Below are 19,510 nucleotides of genomic sequence, written 5' to 3' on the forward strand. Positions count from 1 at the left end.
CCGTTGGGTTGTTGATGAGCGCAGGTTCTCCCGTGCTGCGGGCTGCCGCAACACGGGGAGGGTGCCTTTGATGGACGCTTGGCCGCCTATTCCGCCGCAGTTGCCAGCGTCTTCAGAATTGCATGCACTGCCTTGATGCGCTCCGGATTCGGGAAGTTCCGGTTCGCCAGCATGACGACACCGATCTTCTTTTCCGGAACGAAGGCGACATAGCCGCCGAAGCCGCTGGTGGATCCGGTCTTGTTGTAAAGCGTCGCGCCATCGGGCCGCTTCGGAGGGTTCAATGCCGTAGCCGGATTGGCTTCCATGGCCATCGTCCCGGAGTTGCCGTCGAGCAGCCGCTCCAGCGAAACCGGGTAGGGATACTGCTCCCAGCCGAGGCTCTGGATCATCTTGCCGGTATCGAAGTAGCCGATATGCGTTCCCTCTAGGGCCTTGCGAACGGGGCCGTCGAACTGCTCCGGCTGGATATTGGCTTCGACGAAGCGGATCATGTCTGCCGCGGAGGATTTCACGCCGTAGGCCTCGGCGTCGAACATGCCCGGGTTGACCCGGATCGGCTTGTCTGCCTTGCCGTAGCCCCAGGCGTAGCTGCCCATCGCGCTTCTGGGCACGGTGACATAGCTGTGCTTGAGGCCGAGCTTCGGAAACAACTCGGTCTCGAGCGCCGTGGCGAAATTGCTGCCCATCGCCAGGCCCGCGGCATGGCCGAAGAGGCCGATGCTCGGGTTGGAGTAGCGACGCTCCTTGCCTGGTTCGGCGCCCGGTTTCCAGTTGCTGAAGTAAGTCAGCATGTCAGCGTTGCTCTTGACCTCGTCGGGGAACTGCAACGGCAGGCCGCCGGCGGTATAGGTGGCGAGATTGAGCAGGGTCGCCTTGTCGATCGCGCTGCCGCTGAGATCTGGCATGTATTTGCCGGGATGGTCGTCGAAGGACAGCTTGCCGAGCACCTGCGCATAGGATGCGAGCGTGCCGGCAAAGGTCTTGCTGATCGAGCCCAGCTCGAACAGTGTGTTTTCGGTGACGGGCGCCTTCGTTTCCTTGGAGGCGACGCCGTAGTTGACGAAGTAGTGCTGGCCGTCAACGGTGACCGCGATCGCCATGCCCGGCACCTTGTATTCGCCCATGATCGGTCGGATTGCCTTGTCCACGGTGGCGGCAATTCGGGCCTGCTCGCCGTCCGCGGCAAAGACGGTCGCGGTGAGTGAAAAGAGGATTGCAGTAGTAAGCCCTAATTTGATTGTCGTCATTCTATCCATTCGGTCTGCTCTTTCTTGCAAGGCGGGGATGCCCATGGTTTGGCCGGATCGGGCATCTGCCCGAAACAGCAGCGGATAATCGGGTCGGTTCCGCTGAATGTGCGTTTCGTCCGTGCGGTGGATACGCGAGGTGAAAGCAAGAGGCCCGTGCCGGGCAAGCCAGACCTAGCCCGCTCGCCGCTAGGCCACAAACGATGATATCTCGCGGGAGACCCAAATAAATCTAGGGCGAGGGGATTTTTCGTCCGTCGGCGCACGTCCCTGGCCAAGGCTGTGGGTTATTGCGGCGGGAAAGCTAATACTACGCGGAACATTGTCATTGCCGGCGGCAAAGGGTAGTATTCGCCCGTCAAGTTTGGGGCCCTTGTCTCCGGACTATGTGTTTTATTGGTGAGCTGCTTCAGAAAAAACAGAAGAGCCTCCCTTATCCTGGGAGCATACTCGGAAGCTTATTTACATCCGACGCCACTCAATGGCGCCTCCGCCCGATCTCTATTCCAAACAGACGGCCATATTGGAGGATAAAATGAGCAAACAGACCGTAACTATCATTCTTGCCGGCGCCCTAGCCTTGTCCGGGTGCCAATCTGCCTACGTGTCGAAGAGCGGCCCGACGGGCAACGAATTCGGCTGCATTGCCGGAACGGTGGGTGGCGCAATCGTCGGCGGCCTGATCGGCTCGACGATCGGCTCTGGTACTGGTCAGCTCTGGGCGGTTGGCGGTGGTGCGACACTTGGCGCTGCAGCCGGCAATGCGCTGACGTGCCGCTACTATTGATCGCGGAAGGTTGAGGGATGAGAAAGCTCGTTCTTTTCAGCGTCCTTGTGTTCTACCCGGCTGGTCTCGCTGTCGCGCAGCAGGCTGCAACGATGAACCAGGGCCAGATGAGTGCGCTCGACAGCAACAAGGACGGCGCGGTCGAACGTTCCGAATACGAGAGCTTCATGACGGCCGCCTTTGCCAACCTCGACAAGAACAAGGACGGAAGTCTCAGCCCCGACGAGACGAAGCAGGCGCTGAACGCTCAGCAGTTTGCTGCCACCGACGCCAACAGCGACGGCAAGGTCACCCAGAAGGAGTTTCTGGACAGGGTGATGGCCGACTTCAAGACTGCGGATCGCAGTGGCGACGGCAACCTGAAGTGACGGCTGAAACGGCAGGTTGGTCTGGGTTTGATGTCCCGTTGTGAATGTAGCGGCCGGCTGAAATGCCGGCCGCCACCTCGCATTCACCGCAGAAGCTTCAGCAATTCCTTGGCGCCGGAGGTCGAGGACGCCGGATTCTGTCCGGTGACGAGACGGCCATCGACGACCGTGAAATCCGCCCAATCGGCTGCCTTCTCGAAGCGACCGCCGAGACGCTTCAATTCGTCTTCGACGAGGAAGGGGACGACATCCGTCAGTTGCACGGCTTCCTCCTCCGAGTTGGTGAAGCCGGTGACGCGCTTTCCCTTGACGATAGGCTCACCCTGATAGGTTACCTTGCGGAGCACCCCCGGCCCATGGCAGACGGCAGCGACCGGCTTGCCGGCATTGTAGAAGCTCTCGATCAGCGCGATCGAGTTCACGTCGTTGGCGAGGTCCCACATCGGTCCGTGACCGCCCGGATAGAACACCGCGTCGAAATCATCGGCCTTGACGTCGGCAAGCCGGTGGGTGTTGGCGAGGACCCGTTGCGCGGCGGGATCGTCCTTGAAGCGGGCCATCGCTTCGGTCTGGTTGCCCGGATCGTCGCTTTTCGGGTCGATCGGCGGCTGCCCACCCTTGGGCGAGGCCAGGGTAATGTCGACGCCCGCATCCCGGAAAACGTAATAGGGCGCAGCGAATTCCTCGAGCCAGAAACCGGTCGGTTTGCCGGTATTGCCAAGCTGGTCATGTGAGGTCAGAACCATCAGTATCTTCATCTTTCGCTCCCTTTGACGCGGCGGCTCCCGTTGAGCCGCCGATTGGCATGGCACCGGCTACTCGCGGTACTTCGCGGTGTAGTGGCCGAGGTTCCTTTCAATGTCGCCGGGTTGCTGCAGTCCCTGCTCGACCAAAGCCTTGACGCGGGATTGCGCCGCTGGGCGCTGGACCGAAGTGATGAACGCATCCCACCCGGGTTGCATTTCCGCCTGCGGTGGCAGGCTGGCGCTGTCAATCAGCTTCTTGGTCTCGACAATGGCATATTGATCGAACGGGGCGATGCGTTTCGCCAGGGCATCGACAAAGGCATCAGTTCCGCGTCCGGTAGTGCTCTGTTCACGTAGCCGTAGCGTTCGGCCAGTTCACCGTTGAAATCATCCGCGCCGATCAGAATTTCGATCGCTCGGCCGCGGCCGACGAGGCGAGGCAGGTAGGCCATCGGCCCGCCGCCCGGGACGCAGCCGGCACCGACTTCGAACTGCGATAGTACCGCTTTCTCGCGGCTGGCGAAACGCATGTCGGCCGCAAGCGCCAGTTCGCTGCCGATGCCGCTTGCCCGCCCGCGAATGGAAACGATCGTCACGGCCTGCAGGCGGCTGAGGCGCGTCATGAAATCGGGCACGGGATGCATGCCCGTCGGCCCGGGAGGCATGCCGGTGGAAGATGGCCGGCATTTGCACGGGCGGCGCAATCCTAAATCTCCTTGCTGGCGCTCTTGCCATCGGGCTGCGCCAGGAGAATCTCTTCTGGTTTTTCGGTGGTGCCATAGTCTCGCTCATTGGATCACTTGTCGCATTCCTGTTTGAATTGCTGATCGCGGGACGAAACCTGTTGCGGCAGATACGAATGGACCGAGTTCCCATGGAGCAAGACTGACCAAATACTTCTCACCTTGGCAGCCGTTCACGCTGCTGAACGGCCAACGGCCGTACCTTCAAGGCGAGATATTCGAGCGAAATTCCCGCGGTCCGTTGCCGGTTGCCTTTCGGAATGCCCGGGCAAAATTGGCTGGGGACGAATACCCTAACTCCGCCGAGACGCGCGTGATCGAGCCGTTCGTATGCAGCAGCAGCTCAATGGCTCGCTGAACCCTTGCGGCGCCCGCCAACCCGCGAAAATCGGTGCCAGCCCGATTCAGTTCACGTTGCAGCGTCCGGACGCTGGTGTCCAATGTTTGCGCGGCGCTATCGATCGACACGCTGCCGGTGAGAACTTGGACCCGCACCTGCTCCACGATGACCTCGAGCAGATCCCGTGGAGCGCCGCCTTGCCGGTCTCGCGCCACATCCTCGATGGTGACAATTGGCCACGAAGCGGCCCTTGGAGCAGCGGAAAGATGATGGCGATCCATGACGATGCTTGTCGCGGGTGCGTTGAAGAGAACCGGACACTGGAAGACGTCTTCAAAAATGCCCGTCTGGCGCGGTCTGTCGGTGTCAAGCTCGACGCGCAGCGGTCGCCAGTCAGAGGGCAGATAAGGCTTGAAGAGGCTGAGCAGGACGCCCGCGGCGGCACAGACAATACTGGCATATCCAGAGTGGCCGGCCAAAGCGAACGCATAGCTGTACCGTACCTCGTCGCCAACCACTGCGACTGACATCCTATCAACCGTACTGTGAAAACGAAGGCCAGCAATGCTGCGCTCGATGGCCTGCCCCAAGGAGTCGGCGCCAAGCACGTAGTGTCCGAAGCTGCCATAGTTGGCGATGTTCATCATCGGCGTGATCAGAATTCCGAAGTTGGCCTCACCGGCTGTCCGCGCGGCCGCCTCGACGAAGCCGATTACCGCCGCGTGCGGGATGAAGCAGTTCTCTCCCTCGGTCAGTTCGAGATCGAACCCGATAGCACGATTGGCCTGCAGCAGCGCCTTTTGCCCCATTTCACGGCGTATGAAGGCCGGCATACCAGACAGGATGCGGTTGGAGATGACCGGGATCTCAGCCATGCGTGCAACACTCCAGAAATAAGACAGCCGTGGCGCAAAATGAGTGGTTTTGTATTGCGAATACTGTTTAGTGCCGTAAAACGTGTGAGTAGCACAAGTAGAGATCTGAACGTCTTGCGACCTATGGGAGGGGTACGACTATGACAACCAGACGGAACCTACTGCTAGCAGCCACAGCTGTCGCGGCGACGACAGTGCCGTTCATGCCGCGACTGGCGCAGGCGACCGATGAAGCGGCCGACTTCCTGTTCGTTCAAACCGCAAGCGCTATGAAATTCGACAAGGCGACGAGCAAGCTGACGCTCGAAGGTATTGGCGGCGCCACGTTGTTTTTCTCTGACCGTCCGGAGCGCATTGCCGGGAACATGGCCACGACCGCTTTCTTGCCGTTCTGGAGCAAGGGCAAGGACAGCTTCCTTTCCGATCCGCCGAATGCCGACCTGTCGATCCTCGAAGGGAACAAGCTCCGACAGGTTGTCGTCGTCCTGGAGAATCCGGAGCTGAACGACAATAACTTGACTTACACGGTCAAGGTGGTTGGTGGCGAAATGCCGGAGAAGGGCTCCGAGGTCTCTGTGTTCATCGACATCATCGGCATGCCGTTGACGCCGCTCTCTTATGCAGGCGTGGCCAGGCGCGGCTACCGGCGGGCATTTCTGTATTAGCACCCGCCGGATTGCGCGTCGGTGCGATCCCGACTGCAGCCTGCACAGCTCTCGCGAATACCTCACCAACAGCCAACGAACTGCACAATTGCGTCCAGGGTTCCTGAGCTGCCCCACAGCTCTCGTCGTTTCGATAACTCATCGAATAATGGAGGAGTACGGTAAATGTTGACGAAGAGAGATCTACTTCGATCCACCGCGGTGATCGCCGCTAGCGCTGCGATTGCGAGGCCAAGCCTGCTGATGGCGCAGAGCTATCCCGGCATCATCGAGGCCAAGGACATTGCCGAGGAAGGCTTCATCTATGGCCTGCCGCTCGTGATGAACTATGCGGTCATGCAGGAGTATGCCGTAGACCGAAACTCGGGGCAGTTCAAGGCACCGTTCAACGAAATTTACAACATGCACCATGTCGCCACCCCGGCGGACACGGCAATCATCACGCCGAACAGCGACACTCCTTACTCGATTCTCTGGCTGGATTTGCGCGCCGAACCGATGGTCATCTCTGTGCCGACGGTCGAAAAGGACCGCTACTACTCGGTCCAACTGATCGACGGCAACACCTACAATTTCGGCTACATCGGCACGCGCGCCACGGGGACTGAGCCGGGCAACTATCTGGTGGTCGGCCCCGACTGGAAAGGGGAAACGCCCCCCGGAATCAAGCAGGTCTTCCGATCGACGACGCCGTTCACGTTCGCGGCTTTCCGTACCCAGCTCTTCCACCCTGACGACATGCCGAACGTCGAGAAAATTCAGGCCGGCTACAAGGCGCAGCCGCTTTCCGCTTTCCTTCGACAACCCGCCCCGCTTGCCGCGCCCAAGATCGAGTTCCTTCCTGCCACCACTGCCGGGATCAAGGATAACTTCTTCCAGTATCTCGACGCGGCCCTGCAGTTCGTCCCTGAGACGGCAAGGGACAAGGAGGTTCGTGCGAAACTTGCCAAGATTGGCATCGGTCCCGGCAAGACCTTCGAGTTCAAGGATCTATCGCTCGAACATAGAGCCGAATTCCTGGTGGCCATGAAGCAAGGAAATGACAAAGTCGACAAATGGCTGGCCAGCGGAAACAAGGACATCAACGGCTGGAACATCGGCTCGTTCTTTGGCGACGAGGCCTTCTACAACGGCGATTGGTTGATGCGGGCAGGCGCCGCCAAGGGCGGCCTCTATGGCAACGATGCCGTAGAAGCCATGTACCCCTATACCCGAACGGACGCTACCGGTGAGCCGCTCGACGCCAGCAAGCATAACTACACGATCACCTTCGCACCCGATCAGTTGCCGCCAGTGAATGCGTTTTGGTCCGTTACGATGTACGACGGCAAGAGCCAGCTCTTGGTCAAGAATCCGATCAATCGCTACCTCATCAACTCTCCGATGTTGCCGGCGATGAAAAAGGGGGCGGACGGCTCGCTGACGCTGTACATCCAAAAAGACAGCCCCGGTGCGGACAAGGAGTCCAATTGGCTTCCGGCGCCGGACGACAAAATCTATCTCGTGATGCGCCTATATTGGCCGAAGCCTACGCCACCTTCGATCTTGCCGGCGGGCCAGGGCACCTGGCAGCCGCCGGGCGTCAAAGTGGCGCAATAATCCCGACCAAGCTGATGCGCGGCCGGTGCCAGTGCCCCTCGCGGCCATCGTGCCCGGAGGACAGTTGGCGACGGCCGGCATTTGCGCACACGGCGCCGGCAGCGGTGAATTGGTAACGCGAGCTTCTTGACCTCAACTTATGTTGAGGTCGTAACAAGGAGCTCGAAAAGCTAATTGCGTCGTCGGGATCGGATTTCATGCGCATAAATAAACTGACACTCCCTGCATCGGATGTCTCGAAGAGCGTAGCCTTCTTTCGCGATGTGCTGAAACTGCCGACAGCCGGGAATTCCATCCAAGTGGGATGGAGCGAAATCCGGCTGGTCTCGGCCGTTGGAGATGCACCACACGGCGTGCACCTGGCTTTCAATGTGCCCTATGATCGGTTCGATGCCGCAATAGAATGGCTGAAGGAACGTACGCCTCTCCAACGGGAACCGGATAGCGGAGAGTGCTTCGTTCTTGAGGGGCATTGGCAGTCAAAATCCATCTACTTCGATGGTCCCGATAGCTCGGTGCTGGAATTGATCGGCCGCCGGAGGCTAATCCGCCCGACTGGAAAGCGGCCGTTCAGCGGCGCTGATTTATCCTGCCTCAGCGAGGTCGGACTTCCGACCGAAGACGTCGGGAGTGTCGTTGCCGAGGCCGCCCGGACGTTCGGGGTCGCAACGCTCGGACCGGCCTCTCCCGGCTTTGCCGCCATAGGGAATGATGAAGGGGTGCTTATTGCCGTGGATACAAAGCGGCCATGGTTCCCGGAAAAGCGCCAATTGCCGAGCGCCAAGGGTTTGGAAATTTGGTTGGGCGGCGTGTGTGCGCCTGGAGCCATGTCGGACCTGGCTAATGGTTGGAAGATCCACGCGGCATAGCGCCGTTCTCCGTCGCGACCTGCAAACGGTCGCCTTGCCGCAAGCGAAAGCGCCGAAACGCAGACTTGGGAGCCACCGCACCAGGCTGCTGAATGGAGTTCGATTTGATTTCCGGAGAAGAATGGTGCCGCTTACGTGACTCGAACACGTGACCCCATCATTACGAATGATGTGCTCTACCGACTGAGCTAAAGCGGCCCGGAGGCGGTTCCGCGGAAGACCGCGGAACGAATGTGAGGCGCTGATAAACGCAAAGCGCCAAGATTTCAAGCCATCAGTTTCGAGAACTTGAAAATTCCTTGTTGGTGGCCGCGACGGGCATGGCGTTCAGGCCAAGGCGGGTACGTGCCGCATCGTATTCGCGCTCGAGCCGGTCGACGAGACGGGCGACGGAGGTCACTTCCCTGACCGCGCCGATGCCCTGGCCGCAGCCCCAGATGTCCTTCCAGGCCTTGGCGCTGTCGGTTGCGGCGCCAAAGTCCATCTTCGACGGATCTGCTTCCGGCAGATTGTCCGGATCCATGCCGGCAGCAGCGATCGAGGGCTTCAGGTAGTTGCCGTGAATGCCGGTGAAATAATTGGAATAGACGATGTCGGCAGCGTTGCTGTCGACGATCATCTGCTTGTAGGCGTCGGTGGCGCGCGCCTCTTCCGTCGCGATGAACGGCGAGCCGATATAGGCCATGTCGGCACCCATCGCCTGGGCGGCCAGGATGGCGCCGCCGGTGGCGATCGCGCCGGAAAGAAGCAGCGGGCCATCGAACCAGGAGCGGATTTCCTGGATGAGCGCAAACGGCGAAAGCGTGCCGGCATGACCGCCAGCGCCGGCAGCAACGGCGATCAGGCCATCGGCGCCCTTGCGGATCGCCGAATTGGCGTGGCGGTTGTTGATGATGTCATGCAGCACGATGCCGCCGTAGGAATGGATCGCGGCGTTGACCTCGGGCACGGCGCCAAGCGAGGAAATGACCACCGGAACCTTGTATTTGATGCAGAGCATCAGGTCCTGTTCGAGGCGCGCGTTGGACTTGTGCACGATCTGGTTGACGGCGAAGGGCGCGGCGCGCCGGCCCGGGTTCTTGGCGTCGTGATCGGCGAGCGTCTCGGTGATCTCGGCAAGCCATTCGTCGAGCTGCGAATGCGGACGAGCATTGAGTGCTGGGAAGGCGCCGATCACGCCGGCCTTGCACTGTGCAATCGTCAACTGGGGATTGGAGATGATGAACAGGGGCGCGCCGACGACCGGCAGTCTCGTCGTTCCGGAAAGAATTGGCGGAAGCGGCATCGGTTTCTCCATCCCTCGATTGGCGCATTGAACTTTGACGTTTGCGTAAACGTCAAAACAGATAGCAGCAAGTTCATCGCTTGCAAAGAGGTGGTTTTCGCGCTGGCGACGCCGGCTTATCCTGCATTGTGCCTGCGAAGTTGTCGCGTTTTCCCCGGGCTTGGCCGGTCGACCGGGCCGCCGGACTTGCGGATTCCGAAAGCAGCGGTTACGCAATTGTTAACAAAACCAACGGCGTGCCTCCAGATTTAACCGTTAGGCCCTTGGAGAAAGATCGAGGGGTACCGATCAGCTAGAGCGCGCCGGCAGGCCCAAAGCCCTGCCTACACAGAGGACTTGATGTGAGCGGACTTGAGACTGCGATCAGAAATGCGCTTGAGCGCTCCGACCGCGCCAGCGCGGAAACGCGCGCGCGCATCTACCAGTCGGCCCGCCAGGCGCTGGAAGCCGGGCTGCAGAAACAGGGAATTGAGGACGGCAACGTCATCGCCCAGCAGCGCCATCGGCTGGAGGCGGTGATCCATGCGATCGAAACGGAGGAGCGTGCCGCCCTCAGGGCGCGGCAACCGGCGCCTCCAGTTGCCACACCTCCCGTCGTCAGTGTCGATGATAACGTCCGCGCACGTGGCCCTGAGCAGGCGCGTATCGAGCCGCAATCCCAAGCGCAATCCCGGCCTCAGGCCCAAGCGCAGTCGCCGGCGGCGGACCGCCGCGAGCCTGGCTTTGCTGCCGATGCGTCCCGTCCCGCGGCGAATGACGGCGGTCTCGGCGGCCTTCGTGCCGACCGTGTTGGCCCGGTCGTCTCGACGCGTGCGGCAGCGGATACTGCTGCAAAGAGCGCGGAAGCCGCCGCCGCGCCCGAGGTTCGTGGAGATACCGATCGAAAGCGCCGCCGCAAGCGCAGCCGCTTCCTGTCCTTCACCATGGTGGTCGTCACCCTTGCCGCAGCCGCAGGTGCTGCCGCCTGGTGGGTGCAGACCAATGATCTTCTGAAATCCGCGGCCGAACGCGACACCAACGTCGCCAACCCGCCGGCATCGGTGGCATCGGAAGATTTCGACGGCGCTGCCGGTCTGCAAACGCTCGGCGCCCAGCAGGGCTTCACCGGTGACTGGGTGGAAGTCTTTGCGCCTGAAAACACTGCCGCGGTCGTGGCGGGCTCACGCGCCAAGGCCGAGCCGGTGGATGACGACGGTGGCAAGCGCATCCAGTTGACTTCCTCGGTTGCCGAAACGGAAGGCGACATCACCATCGAAATCCCGGCAACGGTCCTGGCGCAGCTGTCCGGCAAAACCTCGACCATGGCGCTGACGGTGCAGGCCCAGCCAGGCAAGACGACCGAGTTTGCCGTCGAGTGCAATTTCTCCTCGCTTGGCGAATGCGGCCGTCATCGCTTCACGGTGCATGACGAACGGCTCGACATGCTGTTCAAGGTCACCTTCGATCGCAGCCTTGCACCGAACTCCGCCGGCCGGATCGTGATCAACAGCGATATCAGCGGCGAGGGCAAGGGCCTCACCCTCTACGCCATACGCGTCCTTCCGGGCCAATAAGTCCCGCACGAGGCCTCTTCGTCCTCGAGCCTCTGACCCCAATTGACCGCGTTGGCCGCCCTCTGGCGGGGCCGTCGCCTTCGGCCGCTGTCGTATGGGCGCTACTTCAGAAAGCCCGGGCCGGACCCGACAATCTTGTCGTCGACCTCACCGATCGCGCCCTTGTCCTTGCCGTCATAGTCGAGCGTGGAGAGCATGTGGCGGATGAGATTGAGGCGCGCGCGTCGCTTGTCGTTGCCGCGCACCACGGTCCAGGGTGCGTGGTCCGTGTGTGTTGCCTTCAGCATCTCGTTGCGCTTTGCCGTGTAGTCGTCCCACTTGTTGAGGGCGGCGATGTCCATCGGCGACAGCTTCCAGATCTTCAGCGGATCGTGGCAGCGATCGTGGAAGCGCTTGAGCTGCATCTCGCGGCCGATGTTGATCCAGAATTTGAAGAACTGGATATCCTCGTGCACGATCATCTTTTCGAAGCGAGGCGTCTGCTTCAGGAACTGCTTGTGCTGCTCGGGCGTGCAGAAGCCCATGACCGGCTCGACGCCGGCGCGGTTGTACCAGGAGCGGTCGAACAGCACGAATTCCCCAGCCGTCGGCATGGTCGCGACATAGCGCTGAAAATACCATTGCCCGCGCTCAGTCTCTGTCGGCTTCGTCAGCGCCACGATGCGGGCCCAGCGTGGGTTCAGGTTGCCCATGGTCGCATGGATCGCGCCGCCCTTGCCGGCGGCGTCGCGGCCCTCGAACAGCGCGATGATGCGTTTTCCGGTTTTCTGCTGCCAGAGCTGAACCTTGACGAGCTCGATCTGAAGCTTCTCCAGCGTCTCGAGATATTCTTCCTCGTCGAGCTTCTTCTTGTAGGGATAGTCATCGGACGCAAACGCTGCGTCGTCGATCCACTTCGGCAACTCGGGATTGTCGATGTCGAAGACGCGGCTCTTGCCGTCGATCTGCAGCTCCACTGCGCGGCTTTCCGCCTTTTCCGCCGTCTCCGCTAACGCCATATGCTCGCCCCTTCGGCTTGGCGCACGGGCCCGAAAACCGGCTTCGATCATCGGCAGGATCATGCGCGTTTTCAAACTTCTGCAGCTCCAAGCAGCGCCGAAAAGTCGCGGTGCTCAAGGCCCGATTTCCTTGGAGGAGGCCACAATTGCATTGCGGATTCAAGCCGGTCGTGAAAATCATGTCATGAAGGATCGCTATTCCTCGATCATTTTGGTCCGGGAGGAAGACAAAGTGATTCATGAGGATGTCGAGGTGGACGGTTCGAAAGCGTTCTGGCGGGACCTGGTGCCGCGGCTGAAGGCTGAGCGCTGGCTGCTGGGCCTCACCCTGCTTTTGGCGATCCTTGCGACCTTTGCCGGCATCCATTTCCTTATCGTGCTTCCCTTCTGGATCGTTCTGGTTGCGGCGCTGCTCAACCGCAGTGCGCCGGCCTCGGTGATCTTGAGCCCGGCCAAGGCTGTGGCCGTCGATGGCCCGACCAGCGATCCGCTGGTGCCGGCGCTGAATGCGCTCGACATGCCGGTGTTGGTCGTCGCCGCCGATGAGACGGTGGTTTTCCAGAACATCGCCGCGGAGAAAGCCTTCGGCACCATTCCGCCGAACACTTACCTGGCCGCCCGGGTGCGTTCGCCCGGTGTTCTCGACATGATCCGCGAGACGATGGCGACCGGCAAGGCCAACCAGATCGAGCATACCGAGCGGCTGCCGTCGGATGCCGTCTATGTCGTGCGCGTGGCACCCGCCGAAATCGGCGGCGAGGGGCGGACGCCCCGCATCTTCCTGATCACCTTTCGCGATATCTCGCAGGCGCGCCGCATCGACCGCATGCGGTCGGATTTCGTGGCCAATGCCAGCCATGAGCTGCGCACGCCGCTGGCATCGCTTCGCGGTTTCATCGAGACCCTCCAGGGCCCCGCGCGCAACGACTTGAAGGCGCAGGAAAAATTCTTCGGCATCATGCATGAGCAGGTGACGCGCATGAGCCGCCTCGTCGACGACCTCCTGTCGCTCTCGCGACTGGAGCTGCGCTCGCATATCGCGCCGGACGATCCGGTGGACCTTGCGCCCTTGCTCGGCCATGTCCGCGACAGCCTCCTGCCGCTGGCGAAGGACCTGAACGTCACGGTCTCTCTCGTGGTGCCGGACAAGCCCGTCATCGTACAGGGCGATCGCGACGAGCTCATCGAAGTCTTCGAGAACCTGATCGAGAATGCCTGCAAGTACGGCCAGGAGGGCAAGAAGGTCGACATAACCTTGCGTGGCGGCGAAGAAGGCACGCAGGCCGAGGTGATCGTGAAGGACTATGGGCCGGGCATCCCCGCCGAGCATGTCCCGCGCATTACCGAGCGTTTTTATCGGGTCAATGTCGAGGCGAGCCGCTCGAAAAAGGGCACTGGATTGGGCCTTGCCATCGTCAAGCACATCCTCACCCGGCACCGTGCCCGGCTGCTGATCCATTCTGAGATCGGCAAAGGTACGACTTTTACGGTCCGGTTCTGACATATTGGCGCGGGAAAACCCGGGACCGTTCATTTTCCCTTAGCATTTTCAATGACATGAGCTGTCATAAATGTTTCGTCAAACTGACATAAAAGGTGTGGCCATCGGCAGCTAACTAGGGGCAGCCGATAAGACGGCGAAGAGCGCTGCAACGCTTGGCGCACACCAACACAAGCCCATTCCGGGAGAACTTTTATGAAAGCTCTTAAACTCACTGTCGCGGCGCTGGTAGCGTCTGCCGCATTTGCCGGCGCAGCCGCCGCCCGTGACCAGGTTCAGGTCGCTGGCTCCTCGACCGTTCTTCCCTACGCCAAGATCGTAGCCGAGACGTTCGGCGAGACCTTCCCCGACTTCAAGACCCCGGTCGTTGAATCTGGCGGCTCCTCGGCCGGCCTGAAGGAATTCTGCAAGGGCGTCGGCCCGGACACCATCGACGTCGCGAACTCCTCGCGCAAGATCAAGGACAGCGAAGTCGAGGCCTGCAAGGCCGCTGGCGTGACCGAAATCCAGGAAGTCAAGATCGGCTATGACGGTATCGTCTTCGCGACCGACGCCGGCAATGCCGACCTCGCCCTGAAGCCGGAAGACCTCTACAAGGCTCTCGCTGCTGAAGTCGTCGTCGACGGCAAGCTCGTTGCCAACCCTTACAAGAAGTGGTCGGAAGTCAACTCCGCCCTTCCGGAAGTTGAAATCGCCGCCTTCATCCCGGGCGAAAAGCACGGCACCCGCGAAGTCTTCGAAGAGAAGATCCTGGCTGCAGGCTGCAAGAACGCCGGCGCCGTTGACGTCATCAAGGCTGCCGTTACCGATGAAAAGCAGCAGCACAGCAAGTGCGTCGCGGTCCGCAAGGACGGCATGGCTGTCGACATCGACGGCGACTACACCGAGACGCTCGCCCGTATCGCTGCCAACAAGAACGGCATCGGTGTCTTCGGCCTGTCCTTCTACGAAAACAACGCCGACAAGCTGAAGGTCGCGACCGTCAACGGCATCGTACCGTCGACCGAAACGATCGCTTCCGGCGAGTATCCGGTTTCCCGCCCGCTGTTCTTCTACGTCAAGAAGGCACACCTTGGCGTTATCCCGGGCCTCAAGGAATATGTTGAGTTCTTCATCAACGACCAGATGATCGGCCCGGACAGCCCGCTCGCCGAGTACGGCCTGGTTGCTGCTCCGGACGCCGAGCGCGAAGAAATCCGCAAGGCTTTCGCAGCCGGCAACATGCTCTGATAACGACAAGCCCCGGCGCGATATCCTTCGCGCCGGGGCATGCCTTCATTCGATTTGCCGGCGGCCCATGGCGGGCGATACCGGGGAGACGTGCGGATGAGTACCTCGCTCCTTCTTTTGCTAATTATTGTTATTGGTTTCATTGCCTATTTTGCCGGTCGCGCACGTTCGCTGGCGCAGGCTGGCGGCAAGCTCTCCAACCTTCATTCCTTGCCGGGCTATCACGGCAGCTACGTCGCTATCTGGGCGATGCTGCCGGCGGCGCTCGTTCTCGGCACCTGGCTGATTGCCGCTCCTATCTATATTGACGGGAGCACGCGCGCGGCCCTGCCGGACACCGTCCAGAGCCAGGGGACCGCCGCGGTTCAGCTCGCGCTCGGCCAGGTCAAGTCCGTTGCCGGTGGTCTGCTGCGCCTGAGCGGCGAGGAGGTTGCGGCACTTCAAAGCGGTGCCGCCAATCTCCGCTCGACGCTCGCAGCCAAGGGCGTCGCCCTGGCCGGCGAAGGCGAGCCCTACATGGTCACCGTCGCCCAGCATTTCAACGCGATGGCCGCCGCCAACCGCTGGCTGATGACCGCGGCCGTACTGTTGATCGCGATTGCCGGCGGCATCTACGCCATCCGCAACATCGCGACCCGCTTCCGTGCACGCAACCAGGTCGAGCGGGTCATTCTCGGCTCGCTGATCGTCGCGTCTTCCATCGCCATCCTGACGACGGTCGGCATCGTCGCCTCGATGCTGTCGGAAGCCGGCCGCTTCTTCACCATGGTCTCGCCGTTCGAATTCTTCTTCGGCACGGTCTGGGATCCGCGCTTCGCTGCTGCCGGCAGCGGTGGCGCCTCCGGTCAGTTCGGCCTGGTCCCGCTTCTCACCGGCACGCTCTACATCGCCTTCGTCGCGATGCTCTTTGCGGTGCCGATCGGCCTCTTCGCAGCCATCTACATGGCGGAGTATGCAAGCCCGCGCTTGCGTTCGACCGCAAAGCCGCTGCTCGAAGTGCTCGCCGGCATCCCGACCATCGTCTACGGTTTCTTCGCTCTCGTGACCGTTGGTCCGTTCCTGCGTGATATCTCGGCGCAGCTGAACGGCCTTGCCACCGGCAATTACCAGAACTTCATCCAGGCGCAGAGCGTGGTCACCGCAGGCATCGTCATGGGCATCATGCTGATCCCGTTCGTGTCGTCGCTCTCGGACGACATCATCACCCAGGTGCCGCGCGCATTGCGTGACGGCTCGCTCGGTCTCGGTGCCACCCGCTCGGAAACGGTCAAGAAGGTTATTCTCCCGGCAGCACTTCCCGGCATTGTCGGCGCGCTGCTTCTGACCGCATCGCGTGCCGTCGGCGAGACGATGATCGTCGTGCTGGCAGCCGGTGTCGCGGCCCGCATGCAGATCAATCCCTTCGAGCCGATGACGACGGTGACCGTGAAGATCGTCAACCAGTTGACGGGCGACCTCGAGTTCACCTCGCCGCAGACGCTGGTGGCCTTCGCGCTGGGCATCACGCTCTTTGTCATCACGCTCGGCCTCAACATTTACGCGCTCTACATCGTGCGCAAATACCGGGAACAGTACGAATGACCGACATCGCTTCCCCGACCGTCCGGATCTCCGCCCGTCCTGAATCCGCAAAGCGCGATATCGGCATCAAGCGTCGCTATGCCGCCGAGCGCCGGTTCCGCGCCTACGGCATTGCGGCAATCAGCACCGGTCTCTTCTTCCTGGCGCTGCTGCTGTGGACCGTCATTTCCAACGGCTACACCGCGTTCCAGCAGACGACGATCACGCTGCCGATCGAATTCACCGAAAAGGTCATCGACCCCAACGGCGAACGCACGACCGACAGCAAGGTACTGATGACCGCCAACTATCCGCTGCTGGTGCGTGATGCGCTCGTCAAGCAGCTCGGCATCGATGCGACCAAACGGCCGCTGGTCAAGCAGGCGACCGACATGGTTTCTGCGAGCTCCCGTACGCTCTTGCGCGACATGGTCGTGGCGGATCCGTCCATCGTCGGCAAGACCATTCCGGTCACGCTGTTGGCCGAAGCCAACATCGACTCCGCCAACAAGGGCCAGATCGACCTCAAGGTCGAAGAGAGCAAGCGCAAGGTCAAGGACCAGCAGGTCACCTGGATGAACGAGCTCGCAAGCGCCGGCGTCCTGAAGAAGAGCTTCAACACCGGCATCTTCACCTTCGGCGCCTCCAGCCGTCCTGAAGCGGCGGGCGTCGGCGTTGCCGCCCTTGGCTCGTTCTACATGATGCTGATCGTGCTCGTGCTGTCGTTGCCGATCGGCGTTGCCGCCTCGATCTATCTCGAAGAGTTCGCTCCGAAGAACCGGCTCACCGACCTGATCGAGGTCAACATCAACAACCTCGCGGCCGTTCCGTCGATCGTCTACGGTTTGTTGGGTCTCGCCGTCTTCATCAACTTTGCCGGCATGCCGCGTTCGGCAGCGGTCGTCGGCGGTTTCGTGCTGACGCTGATGACCCTGCCGACGATCATCATCGCCACCCGCGCGGCCTTGAAGGCGGTCCCGCCGTCCATCCGCTCGGCGGCGCTCGGTCTCGGTGCCTCGAAGATGCAGACCATCTTCCACCACGTTCTGCCGCTGGCCATGCCGGGCATTCTGACCGGTACGATCATCGGCCTGGCCCACGCGCTTGGCGAAACCGCGCCGTTGCTGTTGATCGGCATGGTCGCCTTCGTCGTCGACTATCCCGGTTCGCCGATGGAGCCGTCGACAGCGCTGCCGGTGCAGATCTACATGTGGGCCAACGAGGCGGAACGCGCCTTCGTCGAGCGCACCTCCGGCGCGATCATCATTCTTCTCATCTTCCTCGTCGTCATGAACCTTGGCGCCATTCTGTTGCGACGTCGCTTTGAGCGCCGTTGGTAGTGAGGTAATTACTATGAACATCATGTCAGAAGCAGCGGTCGAGAAAGCCTTGGATCAGAAAATGAACACGGTTCCCTTCAAGATGATCGGCAAGGATGTGTCGGTCTACTACGGCGAGAAGCGGGCGCTTTTCGACGTCAACCTCAACATCCGCGAGAACACGGTAACGGCGCTGATCGGTCCGTCGGGCTGCGGCAAGTCGACCTTCCTGCGCACGCTGAACCGCATGAACGACACCATCGAGAACTGCCGCGTCACCGGCAAGATCACGCTCGATGAGGACGACATCTACGACCCGACCATTGACGTGGTCGAGCTGCGCGCCCGCGTCGGCATGGTGTTCCAGAAGCCGAACCCGTTCCCGAAGTCGATCTACGACAACGTCGCCTACGGTCCGCGCATCCACGGGCTTGCCCGCACCAAGGCGGATTTTGACGAGGTCGTCGAAACCAGCCTGCAGAAGGCAGGTTTGTGGAACGAGGTGAAGGACCGCCTGCAGGAGCCGGGCACCGGCCTCTCCGGTGGTCAGCAGCAGCGCCTTTGCATCGCACGCGCTGTTGCCGTCAGCCCGGAAGTCATCCTCATGGACGAGCCCTGCTCGGCACTCGACCCGATCGCGACCGCCAAGGTCGAGGAACTCATCCATGAACTGCGCACGAACTTCACGATCGTCATCGTGACCCACTCGATGCAGCAGGCCGCCCGCGTGTCGCAGCGCACCGCCATGTTCCACCTCGGCAATCTCGTCGAGGAGAACGACACCGACAAGATGTTCACCAATCCGGATGACCAGCGCACCCAGGATTACATCATGGGCCGCTTCGGCTGAGGCCAATCACGGCTGCAACAGTCACTCCCGTAAGGATCGACGATCATGTCCATGCATATCATGTCCGCCTATGACGAAGAACTGAAGTACCTGACGCGCCGCATCTCGGAAATGGGCGGTCTCGCCGAGCAGATGGTCGCCGAATCCGTCCGCGCTCTGGTCAATTCCGACCTGGCGCTGGCGCAAAAGGTAATCTCGGACGACACTGTTCTCGATGATGCCGAGCGTCAGATCGGCGAGAAGGCGATCGTCACGATCGCCAAGCGCCAGCCGGTCGCCGCCGACCTTCGCGAGATCATGGGGTCGATCCGCATCGCCTCCGACCTGGAGCGTGTCGGCGACCTCGGCAAGAACACTGCCAAACGCGTGATCGCGGTTGCCGGTTCGGGCATCCCGCGCAAGCTCGCCCGCGGTCTCGAGCACCTCGCCGAGCTCGCTCTGGTGCAGCTCAAGGAAGTGCTCGACGTCTATGCGTCGCGTTCGCCGGAAAAGGCCAACAGCATTCGTGAGCGCGACGAGGAGATCGACGCGATCTACACCTCGCTGTTCCGCGAGTTGCTCACCTACATGATGGAAGATCCGCGCAACATCACGCCCTGCACGCATCTTCTGTTCTGTGCCAAGAACATCGAGCGTATCGGCGACCACGCGACCAACATCGCCGAGACGATCTATTACATGGCGACGGGTGCCCAGCCGGAGGGCGAGCGCCCGAAGGATGACAACACGTCGACGTTGGGCTCGGTCAACGACTAGAAGGTTGGAGCGGGATGCGGGGGACAACCGCATACACTTTTCCTCATCCCGCTCTGGCGTTAAACGCGCCGTTCGCAATGCATGCCCCATGAATATCATCCGGTCGCGGCTTCGGTCGCGGCCCCGAATTCCTGTATCTGAAGCATGCGGTTTTCGCCCCGCCTTTGAAAACGGCGGATGTGCTCCAGATTTAGAGTGTCTGAGTGCCGGCCGGTC

The 19,510-nt window shown here is 61.2% G+C and carries 17 protein-coding genes, 1 tRNA gene and 2 pseudogenes; 13 read left to right on the forward strand and 7 right to left on the reverse strand.

The features are described 5' to 3' along the window. Window positions 1-86: 86 nt before the first annotated feature. Window positions 87-1,250 carry a class C beta-lactamase gene (ampC, locus tag AC070A_RS11370; protein WP_200964154.1) on the reverse strand — a complete coding sequence of 388 codons (1,164 nt, stop codon included), beginning with the start codon at window positions 1,248-1,250 and terminating at the stop codon, window positions 87-89. Window positions 1,251-1,785: 535 nt separating this feature from the next. Between ampC and AC070A_RS11375 the strand changes: the two genes are divergently transcribed. Together AC070A_RS11375 and AC070A_RS11380 are read left to right on the forward strand one after the other, a co-directional pair. Further along, entirely contained in the window at window positions 1,786-2,037 is a 252-nt protein-coding gene (locus AC070A_RS11375) for a YMGG-like glycine zipper-containing protein (RefSeq protein ID WP_057248089.1), read from the forward strand. A gap of 17 nt (window positions 2,038-2,054) precedes the next feature. Beyond that, window positions 2,055-2,405, forward strand: a complete 351-nt coding sequence (locus AC070A_RS11380) for an EF-hand domain-containing protein (protein ID WP_057248090.1) — start codon at window positions 2,055-2,057, stop codon at window positions 2,403-2,405. Window positions 2,406-2,488: 83 nt separating this feature from the next. Here AC070A_RS11380 and AC070A_RS11385 read toward each other — a convergent pair whose 3' ends face one another. Next, on the reverse strand, window positions 2,489-3,163 hold the full coding sequence (locus AC070A_RS11385) for a type 1 glutamine amidotransferase domain-containing protein (RefSeq protein WP_057248091.1): 675 nt from the start codon (window positions 3,161-3,163) through the stop codon (window positions 2,489-2,491). A gap of 57 nt (window positions 3,164-3,220) precedes the next feature. Then, window positions 3,221-3,825, reverse strand: a pseudogene (locus AC070A_RS11390) (enoyl-CoA hydratase/isomerase family protein); the annotation flags it as partial. A gap of 2 nt (window positions 3,826-3,827) precedes the next feature. On the opposite strand from AC070A_RS11390, the pseudogene AC070A_RS11395 reads away from it, so the two are divergent. After that, window positions 3,828-4,040 (forward strand): annotated as a pseudogene (locus AC070A_RS11395) (DUF2721 domain-containing protein); the annotation flags it as partial. 58 nt (window positions 4,041-4,098) lie between these two features. Here the strand turns inward: AC070A_RS11395 and AC070A_RS11400 are convergent. Then, entirely contained in the window at window positions 4,099-5,109 is a 1,011-nt protein-coding gene (locus AC070A_RS11400) for an AraC family transcriptional regulator (RefSeq protein ID WP_057248092.1), read from the reverse strand. Window positions 5,110-5,312: 203 nt separating this feature from the next. On the opposite strand from AC070A_RS11400, the gene AC070A_RS11405 reads away from it, so the two are divergent. From AC070A_RS11405 to AC070A_RS11415, 3 genes are all read left to right on the forward strand, one after another. Continuing rightward, entirely contained in the window at window positions 5,313-5,774 is a 462-nt protein-coding gene (locus tag AC070A_RS11405; protein WP_057248259.1) for a hypothetical protein, read from the forward strand. Between the two features lie 165 nt (window positions 5,775-5,939). Beyond that, window positions 5,940-7,373 carry a DUF1254 domain-containing protein gene (locus AC070A_RS11410; protein WP_057248093.1) on the forward strand — a complete coding sequence of 478 codons (1,434 nt, stop codon included), beginning with the start codon at window positions 5,940-5,942 and terminating at the stop codon, window positions 7,371-7,373. Window positions 7,374-7,570: 197 nt separating this feature from the next. Further along, the gene (locus tag AC070A_RS11415; RefSeq protein WP_057248094.1) at window positions 7,571-8,242 is read left to right on the forward strand and encodes a VOC family protein; all 672 of its coding nucleotides are present in this window, start codon (window positions 7,571-7,573) and stop codon (window positions 8,240-8,242) included. Between the two features lie 122 nt (window positions 8,243-8,364). On the opposite strand, the gene AC070A_RS11420 is transcribed toward AC070A_RS11415, so the two are convergent. Then, window positions 8,365-8,440: transfer RNA gene (locus tag AC070A_RS11420), tRNA-Thr, on the reverse strand. Window positions 8,441-8,516: 76 nt separating this feature from the next. Continuing rightward, window positions 8,517-9,527: an NAD(P)H-dependent flavin oxidoreductase gene (locus AC070A_RS11425; RefSeq protein ID WP_057248095.1), complete on the reverse strand. Its 1,011-nt coding sequence runs from the start codon at window positions 9,525-9,527 to the stop codon at window positions 8,517-8,519. 341 nt (window positions 9,528-9,868) lie between these two features. Between AC070A_RS11425 and AC070A_RS11430 the strand changes: the two genes are divergently transcribed. Beyond that, a complete protein-coding gene (locus AC070A_RS11430; protein ID WP_057248096.1) occupies window positions 9,869-11,080 on the forward strand; it encodes a hypothetical protein in 1,212 nt (403 codons plus the stop codon). Window positions 11,081-11,181: 101 nt separating this feature from the next. Here the strand turns inward: AC070A_RS11430 and ppk2 are convergent, their stop codons facing one another. After that, on the reverse strand, window positions 11,182-12,078 hold the full coding sequence (ppk2, locus tag AC070A_RS11435; RefSeq protein ID WP_057248260.1) for a polyphosphate kinase 2: 897 nt from the start codon (window positions 12,076-12,078) through the stop codon (window positions 11,182-11,184). A 232-nt stretch (window positions 12,079-12,310) separates the two neighbouring features. On the opposite strand from ppk2, the gene phoR reads away from it, so the two are divergent. From phoR to phoU, 6 genes are all read left to right on the forward strand, one after another. After that, window positions 12,311-13,579 (forward strand): phosphate regulon sensor histidine kinase PhoR, encoded by a 1,269-nt coding sequence (phoR, locus tag AC070A_RS11440; protein ID WP_057248261.1) that lies wholly within the window; start codon window positions 12,311-12,313, stop codon window positions 13,577-13,579. Window positions 13,580-13,774: 195 nt separating this feature from the next. Further along, window positions 13,775-14,809 (forward strand): substrate-binding domain-containing protein, encoded by a 1,035-nt coding sequence (locus tag AC070A_RS11445; RefSeq protein WP_057248097.1) that lies wholly within the window; start codon window positions 13,775-13,777, stop codon window positions 14,807-14,809. Window positions 14,810-14,905: 96 nt separating this feature from the next. Beyond that, complete coding sequence (gene pstC / locus AC070A_RS11450) at window positions 14,906-16,390, forward strand: phosphate ABC transporter permease subunit PstC (protein WP_057248098.1); 1,485 nt, start codon at window positions 14,906-14,908, stop codon at window positions 16,388-16,390. Beyond that, window positions 16,387-17,709, forward strand: a complete 1,323-nt coding sequence (gene pstA, locus AC070A_RS11455) for a phosphate ABC transporter permease PstA (protein ID WP_057248099.1) — start codon at window positions 16,387-16,389, stop codon at window positions 17,707-17,709. Before pstC ends, pstA begins: the two co-directional genes overlap by 4 nt. A gap of 13 nt (window positions 17,710-17,722) precedes the next feature. After that, window positions 17,723-18,538 carry a phosphate ABC transporter ATP-binding protein PstB gene (gene pstB, locus AC070A_RS11460; RefSeq protein WP_057248100.1) on the forward strand — a complete coding sequence of 272 codons (816 nt, stop codon included), beginning with the start codon at window positions 17,723-17,725 and terminating at the stop codon, window positions 18,536-18,538. Between the two features lie 42 nt (window positions 18,539-18,580). After that, window positions 18,581-19,294: a phosphate signaling complex protein PhoU gene (phoU, locus tag AC070A_RS11465; protein WP_093231848.1), complete on the forward strand. Its 714-nt coding sequence runs from the start codon at window positions 18,581-18,583 to the stop codon at window positions 19,292-19,294. Window positions 19,295-19,510 lie beyond the last annotated feature (216 nt).

The sequence above is a fragment of the Ensifer sp. GW101-20A05 genome (assembly GCF_059424735.1).

Excerpts from the sequence above, each read along its gene's own strand:
- AC070A_RS11405 (WP_057248259.1), top strand. The coding sequence starts at position 5,313 with ATGCCGCGACTGGCGCAGGCGACCGATGAAGCGGCCGACTTCCTGTTC.
- AC070A_RS11380 (WP_057248090.1), top strand. The coding sequence starts at position 2,055 with ATGAGAAAGCTCGTTCTTTTCAGCGTCCTTGTGTTCTACCCGGCTGGT.
- pstB (WP_057248100.1), top strand. The coding sequence starts at position 17,723 with ATGAACATCATGTCAGAAGCAGCGGTCGAGAAAGCCTTGGATCAGAAA.
- AC070A_RS11375 (WP_057248089.1), top strand. The coding sequence starts at position 1,786 with ATGAGCAAACAGACCGTAACTATCATTCTTGCCGGCGCCCTAGCCTTG.
- pstC (WP_057248098.1), top strand. The coding sequence starts at position 14,906 with ATGAGTACCTCGCTCCTTCTTTTGCTAATTATTGTTATTGGTTTCATT.
- AC070A_RS11385 (WP_057248091.1), bottom strand. The coding sequence starts at position 3,163 with ATGAAGATACTGATGGTTCTGACCTCACATGACCAGCTTGGCAATACC.
- pstA (WP_057248099.1), top strand. The coding sequence starts at position 16,387 with ATGACCGACATCGCTTCCCCGACCGTCCGGATCTCCGCCCGTCCTGAA.
- AC070A_RS11415 (WP_057248094.1), top strand. The coding sequence starts at position 7,571 with ATGCGCATAAATAAACTGACACTCCCTGCATCGGATGTCTCGAAGAGC.
- ppk2 (WP_057248260.1), bottom strand. The coding sequence starts at position 12,078 with ATGGCGTTAGCGGAGACGGCGGAAAAGGCGGAAAGCCGCGCAGTGGAG.
- AC070A_RS11445 (WP_057248097.1), top strand. The coding sequence starts at position 13,775 with ATGAAAGCTCTTAAACTCACTGTCGCGGCGCTGGTAGCGTCTGCCGCA.
- AC070A_RS11400 (WP_057248092.1), bottom strand. The coding sequence starts at position 5,109 with ATGGCTGAGATCCCGGTCATCTCCAACCGCATCCTGTCTGGTATGCCG.
- ampC (WP_200964154.1), bottom strand. The coding sequence starts at position 1,250 with ATGACGACAATCAAATTAGGGCTTACTACTGCAATCCTCTTTTCACTC.
- AC070A_RS11410 (WP_057248093.1), top strand. The coding sequence starts at position 5,940 with ATGTTGACGAAGAGAGATCTACTTCGATCCACCGCGGTGATCGCCGCT.
- AC070A_RS11425 (WP_057248095.1), bottom strand. The coding sequence starts at position 9,527 with ATGCCGCTTCCGCCAATTCTTTCCGGAACGACGAGACTGCCGGTCGTC.